Annotated in this window: 10 protein-coding genes; all 10 read left to right on the top strand. The window is 49.3% G+C overall.

Annotation, left to right across the window (positions count from 1 at the left end; translation table 11 throughout):
- Window positions 1-480: TSCPD domain-containing protein (locus tag AC6I5A_RS04770; protein ID WP_034612392.1), on the top strand; the 480-nt coding region annotated here is incomplete at its 5' end.
- A gap of 31 nt (window positions 481-511) precedes the next feature.
- On the top strand, window positions 512-1330 hold the full coding sequence (locus tag AC6I5A_RS04765; RefSeq protein ID WP_497900497.1) for an MBL fold metallo-hydrolase: 819 nt from the start codon (window positions 512-514) through the stop codon (window positions 1328-1330).
- Between the two features lie 105 nt (window positions 1331-1435).
- Window positions 1436-1633 carry a 50S ribosomal protein L31 gene (gene rpmE / locus AC6I5A_RS04760; RefSeq protein WP_034612388.1) on the top strand — a complete coding sequence of 66 codons (198 nt, stop codon included), beginning with the start codon at window positions 1436-1438 and terminating at the stop codon, window positions 1631-1633.
- 201 nt (window positions 1634-1834) lie between these two features.
- Window positions 1835-2716, top strand: coding sequence for a DUF1385 domain-containing protein (locus tag AC6I5A_RS04755; RefSeq protein ID WP_034612386.1), 882 nt, complete (start codon window positions 1835-1837; stop codon window positions 2714-2716).
- Between the two features lie 17 nt (window positions 2717-2733).
- Complete coding sequence (prfA, locus tag AC6I5A_RS04750) at window positions 2734-3798, top strand: peptide chain release factor 1 (RefSeq protein WP_034612383.1); 1065 nt, start codon at window positions 2734-2736, stop codon at window positions 3796-3798.
- 25 nt (window positions 3799-3823) lie between these two features.
- Window positions 3824-4681: a peptide chain release factor N(5)-glutamine methyltransferase gene (prmC, locus tag AC6I5A_RS04745; protein WP_034612380.1), complete on the top strand. Its 858-nt coding sequence runs from the start codon at window positions 3824-3826 to the stop codon at window positions 4679-4681.
- Window positions 4675-5721, top strand: coding sequence for an L-threonylcarbamoyladenylate synthase (locus AC6I5A_RS04740; protein WP_034612377.1), 1047 nt, complete (start codon window positions 4675-4677; stop codon window positions 5719-5721). The genes prmC and AC6I5A_RS04740 overlap by 7 nt, the downstream gene beginning before the upstream one ends.
- Window positions 5722-5821: 100 nt before the next feature.
- Window positions 5822-6406, top strand: a complete 585-nt coding sequence (locus AC6I5A_RS04735; protein ID WP_034612373.1) for a manganese efflux pump MntP — start codon at window positions 5822-5824, stop codon at window positions 6404-6406.
- Between the two features lie 221 nt (window positions 6407-6627).
- Complete coding sequence (rpiB, locus tag AC6I5A_RS04730) at window positions 6628-7077, top strand: ribose 5-phosphate isomerase B (RefSeq protein ID WP_034612370.1); 450 nt, start codon at window positions 6628-6630, stop codon at window positions 7075-7077.
- Window positions 7078-7132: 55 nt separating this feature from the next.
- Window positions 7133-7693, top strand: coding sequence for a TIGR01440 family protein (locus AC6I5A_RS04725; protein WP_052167865.1), 561 nt, complete (start codon window positions 7133-7135; stop codon window positions 7691-7693).
- Window positions 7694-7812 lie beyond the last annotated feature (119 nt).

The raw sequence follows: 7812 nt of genomic DNA, 5'->3' as shown, positions 1-7812 counted from the left end.
TATGTCAGTGTCAATGAGGATGACAAAGGGATTTGTGAAGTTTTTACGAATACCGGCCGCGCCGGAGGCTGTGCCTCCCAATCGGAGGCAACAGCCCGTTTGATCTCCATCACCCTGCGCTCCGGCTTGTCTGTTGATGCCATTACGGAGCAGATCAAAGGCATTCGCTGCCCGGCTTGTATGCGGCGGGAAGGGGTCAAGGTCACCTCTTGCCCGGATGCCATTGCCCGGGTGATTAAGAAATATAGTGAAGTGGGTATCGATTTTGCGGGTGGGCATAGGGGAACGCAGAAAACAGCCCCAACGGCCGTAAAATCAAGCGTTGTCGAACGAGAAAGGCCATCCGGAGAAAAGGTAACTAAAAAAATAGCCCGGACAGGTGTGGCGACGGAAAATGCATGCCCGGAATGTGGTATGCCCATCAACCATGAAAGCGGTTGTGTGGTGTGTACGCACTGCGGCTATTCGAAGTGCGGTTAAAGGTATATTAAAAGCTGAATAGAGGTCAACTATGCAAATAGCCAATGGAATAAAAATGTTGGAATTATCGAAAAACCATATGGGTAAACCATTAATCGCTTACCCAACCCTAATCCTGGATGATCCTGTCATCCTGGTGGATACCGGGTATCCAGGGCAATTACCCCAAATTCGTGAGGCCATGGCGAAGGCCGGTGTACCTTTGAGCAAGCTCAAAAAGGTAATCCTTACGCATCATGACGCGGACCATATCGGTAACACTCTAAGCTTACAAAATGAATTAGCGATTGAAGTCCTGGCGCATGAGGTAGAAAAGCCCTATCTTGAAGGCACGAAGCAATCGATCAGGCTGGCTCAACTTGAGGCACTGCGAAATATCATGCCGGAAGAAACGAAAACCCTGCAGGATAATCTCAAAGCCTTCTTTGAAAACAATAAAATCAAAGTAGCCAAAACTGTAACCGATGGCGAGGAATTACCTTACTGTGGCGGAATCACGGTCATCTTCACGCCTGGTCATACACTGGGTCATATTTGCCTTTATCTTAGACAGAGTAAGACGCTCATTGCCGGCGATGCCCTGGTTGTGGCCGGCGGAAAACTTTACAAAGCGTTGGAATTCACTAATTTTGATGCGGACTTATATGAAAAGACTTTACATAAGCTGACAGAATATGATATTGAAGCGGTAATCTGCTACCATGGCGGCTTATATCAGGAGAACATTAATCAGCGTATTGCGGAATTAGTTGGCAAGCAAAATAAAAAACCGAGCCCGGAAAGTTTATCAAAAAAATTATTAAAGAGATTAGAGAGTGTTATGGAGCAAACGTTAGAAAATAGGATTTGACCAGTTAATGTTATTTGTGCTAAACTAGTGTAGTTGACTGGAATTATGTTATTAGCAGGTGCGGCATATAGCGCCTTTATTGCAAATAGGAAAGAAGGTGAAGATATGAAAGAAAAAATTCACCCTAAATACGAACAAACCACGGTGACATGTGTTTGCGGAGAAGTCATTCCAACCGGCAGCACAAGAAAAAACATTAAAGTGGAAATCTGTTCGAAATGCCATCCCTTTTATACCGGGGTACAGCGGTTTGTCGATGTTGGCGGACGGGTTGATAAGTTCAAAAAGAAATATGGGATGTAAACAACGACCTGCGGTCGTTGCTGGTGGAAAAGCAGAGCGCAAGCTCTGCTTTTTGCGTAAATGTTGAGCGGGGCGCGAGGTTCGAAGCGCAAAGCGCGATAATTAACCTTTTGAGCATCGAGCCTCGTGCTTCGAGTCACGCATCGAGCCTCGAATCGCACCTCGCGCCTCGCGTCTCGATATACTATAGGAGGACTTAGGATGGGTAAACCGGTTCAATATGGCGGGCAAGCGGTCATAGAAGGGGTTATGATGCGTGGACCACGAGAGAGTGCTATTGCGGTGAGGCTGCCGAATGGGGAGATCGAGGTTTCGCATCTTCAGCTTAATACATGGGTAAAAAAACCTATTTTTAAGTTACCTATAATCCGGGGGTTTGCAGCACTCGTGGATTCATTGATTGTGGGAACTCGGGCCTTAACTTTTTCGGCCAATCGTTCAATAGGAGAGGAAGAGGGCGGGGAAGAACTGGGGTTTTGGGAAATGGCTCTGACCATAGGGTTTGCTTTTGGTCTAGGACTTTTGCTTTTTGTAGGATTGCCGACGGGAGTGGCTCACTTGCTGCAAGGGAAGGTAACTGGGGTCGTGTGGCAGAATTTGCTGGAGGGGGCAATAAGGCTGATAGTGTTTTTCCTGTACATTGTGATTATTTCCCGGCTCAAAGACATTCAACGGGTTTTTCAATATCATGGGGCAGAGCATAAAGCCATTTTTAATCATGAATCAGGAAAAGAACTAACGGTGGAAAATGCACGTCTATTCCCCAGGTTACACCCGCGCTGCGGGACTAGTTTCCTCCTGATTGTGGTCGTTGTGAGTATCTTCGTGTTCGCTTTTATGGGTCTGCATCCCTTGTGGTGGCGGTTGCTTTCCCGCATGCTGCTCATGCCTTTAGTGGCCGGGATTGCTTATGAAATCCTGAAATTCTCCTCACGAAATTTGGAATCGCCGTGGCTTCGTTGGCTGATTGTACCAGGTCTGTTATTGCAGAAATTAACCACACGGGAACCCGACGGTGCCCAACTGGAGGTTGCCTTGGCCGCCTTAAAAGGTGTTCTGGAAACCGGTCAGGAACTTACGTAAATTTTGGGGTGTGAAAGATGTTAGAGAAACTTTACGAGATTGAACGGAAATATGATGAATTGACAGAGCTGCTTAGTGACCCTGAAATAATTGCCAATCAGAGTGCGTGGCAAAAATATGCTAAAGCCCAGGCTGGCATGACTAATCTTGTCACGACATTCAGGGAATATCAGGGAGTACTGCGTGAGCTTGAGGAAACAGAAAACCTGCTTTTGGAAAAACTTGACTCTGAAATGCAGGAAATGGCGGAGCAGGAGCGAGATAAATTGCGAAACGTTTCTCAGGAACTGGAAAAACAAATCCATGTCTTACTTTTGCCCAAGGATCCGTCGGACGAGAAAAATGTTATTATGGAAATTCGGGCCGGTGCAGGCGGCGATGAGGCAGCCTTGTTTGCCGCAGATCTTTATAAGATGTATACTCGCTATGCGGAAGGGCAGGGTTGGAAAGTTGAAGTCCTTAGTGCAAGCTACTCAGATCAGGGCGGTTACAAGGAAATTATTTTTCTCCTGGAAGGGCATGGGGCTTATAGCAAACTTAAGTTTGAAAGTGGTGTGCACCGGGTTCAACGGATCCCAGTAACAGAGTCCGGGGGAAGGATTCATACGTCTACGGCCACAGTGGCYGTCCTGGCCGAAGCAGAAGAAGTGGACGTCTCGATTAATCCGAATGACCTGCGCATCGATATCTATTGTTCCAGCGGACCGGGCGGACAGTGTGTGAATACCACCCAGTCGGCGGTACGAATTACCCATTTACCCACAGGAATTATCGCGACTTGCCAGGATGAAAAATCTCAGCTCAAGAACAAGGAGAAAGCTTTGCGCGTCTTGCGTGCTCGTATACTGGAGAAAGCACAAGAAGAGGCGATCGGAGAGCAGGCGTCTGAGCGCCGAAGTCAAGTGGGGACAGGAGACCGGAGTGAACGGATTAGAACCTATAACTTCCCTCAGGGACGGGTCACAGACCATCGCATCGGGTTAACGTTGCATCGCCTGGAGACGATTCTTACGGGAGACTTGGAAGAAATTGTCCAAGCTTTGAATTCGTCAGCTCAGGCTGAACGTCTGAAGGCGCAGTAGCGAGGCGCAAGGGGGTTTTGCAGTTTTGATAGTTCTGGAGGGAATGCATTGGGGTGAAGCGAGGCTCTTGGAAAAAGAGATCGATAATGCCCGCTTTGATGCGGACTTGTTATTAGCCGGAGTTTTGGACGTGTCTCGTGACCGCCTTTATCTTGATTGGGACCTCACTTTGTCTGAGCAAGAGGAGGCGGACTACCGGGGAAGTATTCTTCGCCGAGCTGAGCACGAGCCCCTCCAATACATCTTAAAGCGTCAGGAGTTTATGGGACTTTCCTTCTGCATTGATGAGCGGGTGCTTATCCCGCGAGCGGACAGCGAGCTTTTAGTCGAGAAATGGCTCGGCTTGGTAAGGTTAGAAGAAAAGCAGGAGCAGGACCGCTCGATTAAGGTCGTGGATCTTGGTACGGGAAGTGGGGCTCTCGCTATTTCGATGGCCTATTATTATCCTCAGGCGGAAGTGGTGGGGACTGATCTTTCGCAGGATGCCTTAGATGTTGCGCGAGAGAATGCTCTGCGTTTGGGTGTCTCAGTGCAGTGGCGTCAAGGGGATTTTGTGAAGCCTATCCRGGGTGAACGCTGGGACTATATTATCACGAATCCTCCCTATGTTTCAGCGGAGGAATATTGTCAGTGCGCTCCGGAGATTTTCCGTGAACCCTCTATGGCCTTATTAGGGGGACAAGACGGTTTGGACTTCTACCGCCGACTGGCTGAAGAGACGCGGGTCTTATTAAATCCTCRGGGGCAGCTCCTGATGGAAATCGGCTGGAAACAGGCTGACGCGGTTTGTAAAATATTTCGGATGAAGAATTTTGAAACGCAGGTTTTCCCGGATTTAGCGGGGCGCGACCGGGTGATCATAGCGAGGGAAGCAAGATGCTGACAAAACGATGTTATATTAATGGACTGCATCCGGAAGCYGAACTGATCAAAGAGGCTGCAGCGTTGCTGCAAGCAGGAGAATTGGTAGCCTTTCCGACAGAAACGGTCTATGGCTTAGGGGCTAATGCCCTGGATGCTTCAGCTTGTACAAAGATTTTTGAAGCAAAAGGACGCCCCCAGGATAATCCTTTAATTGTGCATGTTTGCAACCGTACTATGGCCAATATTTTGGTTGCCCAATGGACGCCTGAAGCAGAACTATGTGTTCAACATTTCTGGCCGGGTCCGCTGACCTTAGTTATGGCGAAAACGACCATAGTTCCGGAGATTGTCACTGCCGGTCTGGCTAACGTGGCGATTCGGATGCCCAGTCATCCGGTTGCCCTCCGCCTGATCGAGGAAACAGGGCTGCCGCTTGCCGCGCCAAGCGCTAACCTCTCAGGGAAACCCAGCCCGACAAGTGGCAGCCATGTCTGGCGTGATATGTCAGGCAAGATTCCACTGATCCTGGACGCAGGGGCTTGTCAGGTTGGCTTGGAATCAACTGTGCTCGATGTGAGTGGGGGGATTCCCACTATCCTTCGTCCAGGCGGAATTTCCAGGGAACAGTTGGAGGAGGTACTTGGCGCGGTGCGGGCGGACACCCTGTCGGAGAGCCAGGTTCCCAAAGCACCYGGCATGAAATATAGGCACTACGCTCCTCAAGGAGAGATGATTCTGATGTTTGGCTCGTCCGAGCGCATCATCCGGCGCATGGGACGTGAAATTCAGAAAGGACACGCAAGGCTGAAAAAGGTCGGGGTTCTTTGTTCGCTGGAGAGCGCGCCTTTCTTACATAGCCTGCTGCCGGATCTCTTGTTTGTTCTGGGGTCTAAAGATCGACCGGAAGAAGCAGCGCGTAACTTGTTTGAGGGGTTACGACTTTGTGATGAACGAGGAATGGATTTTATATTGGCTGAAGGGGTCGAAGAAGGAGGTTTGGGGACAGCTATTATGAACCGGTTACAAAAAGCGGCCGGTAAACGGATTTTTTACATATAGTAGGGGCACAAGGCATTCCGCCCAATCCCTATCTTATTGCCTAATCCGTCTAATAAACTCTTTCCTTTGCATATACTTAGTGAGAACGGAGGGAAGGGTATTGAATTTAGTATGGGTTGTGGCAGTTGCAATTGCCCTGGGAGCAGATGCATTTTCATTGTCTTTAGCTATTGGCTTGGCAGGGGTCAGGAAAAGCATGATTTTACGCTTGCCGTTGGTTGTGGCCGTTTTTCATGTGGTTATGCCGCTTGGCGGGATGATGTTGGGTCAGGCGCTAGGATCGATTCTCGGTCGTTATGCCGGTGGGGTAGGAGCCTTGGTTCTCATCGGGTTGGGGGGGAGAATGCTGTACAAGGTTTATCGGCCACCCATTGAATATTTTCCTTTCGGGGTAGCGAGAAATGCCCTTTTTCAGAATAACTTATCGCCAAATACTTCCCTCAGTGGATTCGGCATCTATGTGTTAGCTGCCGGTGTAAGTTTAGATGCTTTAAGTGTAGGGTTTTCACTGGGAACGATCAGAGCGGATCTCTTCATCACGGTCATAATTATTGGCCTGATTGCCGGGCTGATGACAGGGACAGGCTTAGTTTTGGGGCGTGTGATGGGAACGCGGTTAGGAGATAAGGCTGAATTGCTCGGAGGCTTGGCGTTGTTACTGATCGGTGTCAAATTGCTGATTTAATCGAGGCGCGAAGCGCGAAGTTCGAGGTTCTAAGTACCAATGGCTCATCTCGTGCCTTCGCACCGTGTGCCTTCGCGCCGTGTGCCTTCGCACCGTGTGCCTTCGCGCCGTGTGCCTTCGTGCCGTGTGTCCTTGCGCTTTGCTAAGTCGTTTTTTGCGGTTTTGGCAGGGATTGAGCAGTTATATGGAGAACTATAGTTTATAAGAATGGAGATATGAGCATGAGAGTTGCGTTGGGAGCCGATCACGGTGGTTACGAACTCAAGGAAGCCATTCGTAAGCATTTAGAAGCAAAGGGATTAAAGGTTCAGGATCTTGGAACCTACTCAGCTGACTCCGTGGATTATCCTAAGTATGGTTTTGCTGTAGGTAGTGCGATCATCAAGGGAGAGGCCGACTTGGGAATCGCGATCTGTGGAACCGGGCAGGGGATTTCCATGGCCGCGAATAAAATTTCAGGAATCCGTGCTGCGGTCTGTTCAGAGACGTTTTCAGCCCGGATGGCCAGAGAACATAATAATGCCAACGTTTTAGCACTAGGCGCCCGGGTGATTGGCGCCGGCCTTGCCCTCGACATTGTGGATATCTTTTTGAAAACGAAGTTTTTAGGGGGTAGGCACACCCGTCGTTTGAATTTGATTGCGGACATTGAACGCGGTGAGAATATTTGAATCCCGAACGTCTTGTTCGAGTCATTTGTCAAAGCGAGGAGGAATCCCTTTTCTCATGGATAAAAATATTGCAGACAAATTGCATGTGATGGCCAATATTTGGGATGATGTACTCGAGGCCTTTTTTCTAAAGGCTAATTTAAGACGGGGGCAGATCCTCGTTTTAGGGTGCAGCACTAGTGAAGTTATCGGCCAACAGATCGGTCAGGGAAGTAGTCTGGAGGTTGCCGAGGTGTTGCTTCCGCCTTTGTTGGAACGGGTTCACCAACAAGGAATCTTTTTAGCGGTGCAGGGATGTGAACATATCAATCGGGCGTTAGTTGTGGAAGAAGCTTGCGTGGATCACTACGGATTAGAGGTAGTTTCGGTATTTCCAGCATTGCATGCCGGAGGTGCGATGACGGTACAGGCCTGGAGGAAATTCTCTTCCCCTCTTATGGTAGAGCGCATCCTTGGACATGCCGGCATTGACATCGGTGATACATTTATAGGCATGCACCTTCGCCCTGTGGCGATACCCATTCGTATACATGTCAAGGAACTGGGACAGGCACACTTAACCCTGGCGCGCACCCGCCCACGCTATATAGGTGGCCCACGAGCCGAGTATACCTAAGAATCTACAACGCAAAGCGTATTTGTGTCAAAGACGCAAACAGCACACAGAATCCCCGGCGATGTTCCAAACCCCCGTGACCCAAGCCGGAGGAAGTGTCTTAGCTTAGAGAGCATGGA

It is taken from the genome of Desulfosporosinus sp. Tol-M2 (assembly GCF_059735615.1).
Note: the sequence above shows the minus strand (reverse complement) of the source record. Positions and strands in the feature narration are given on the sequence as shown.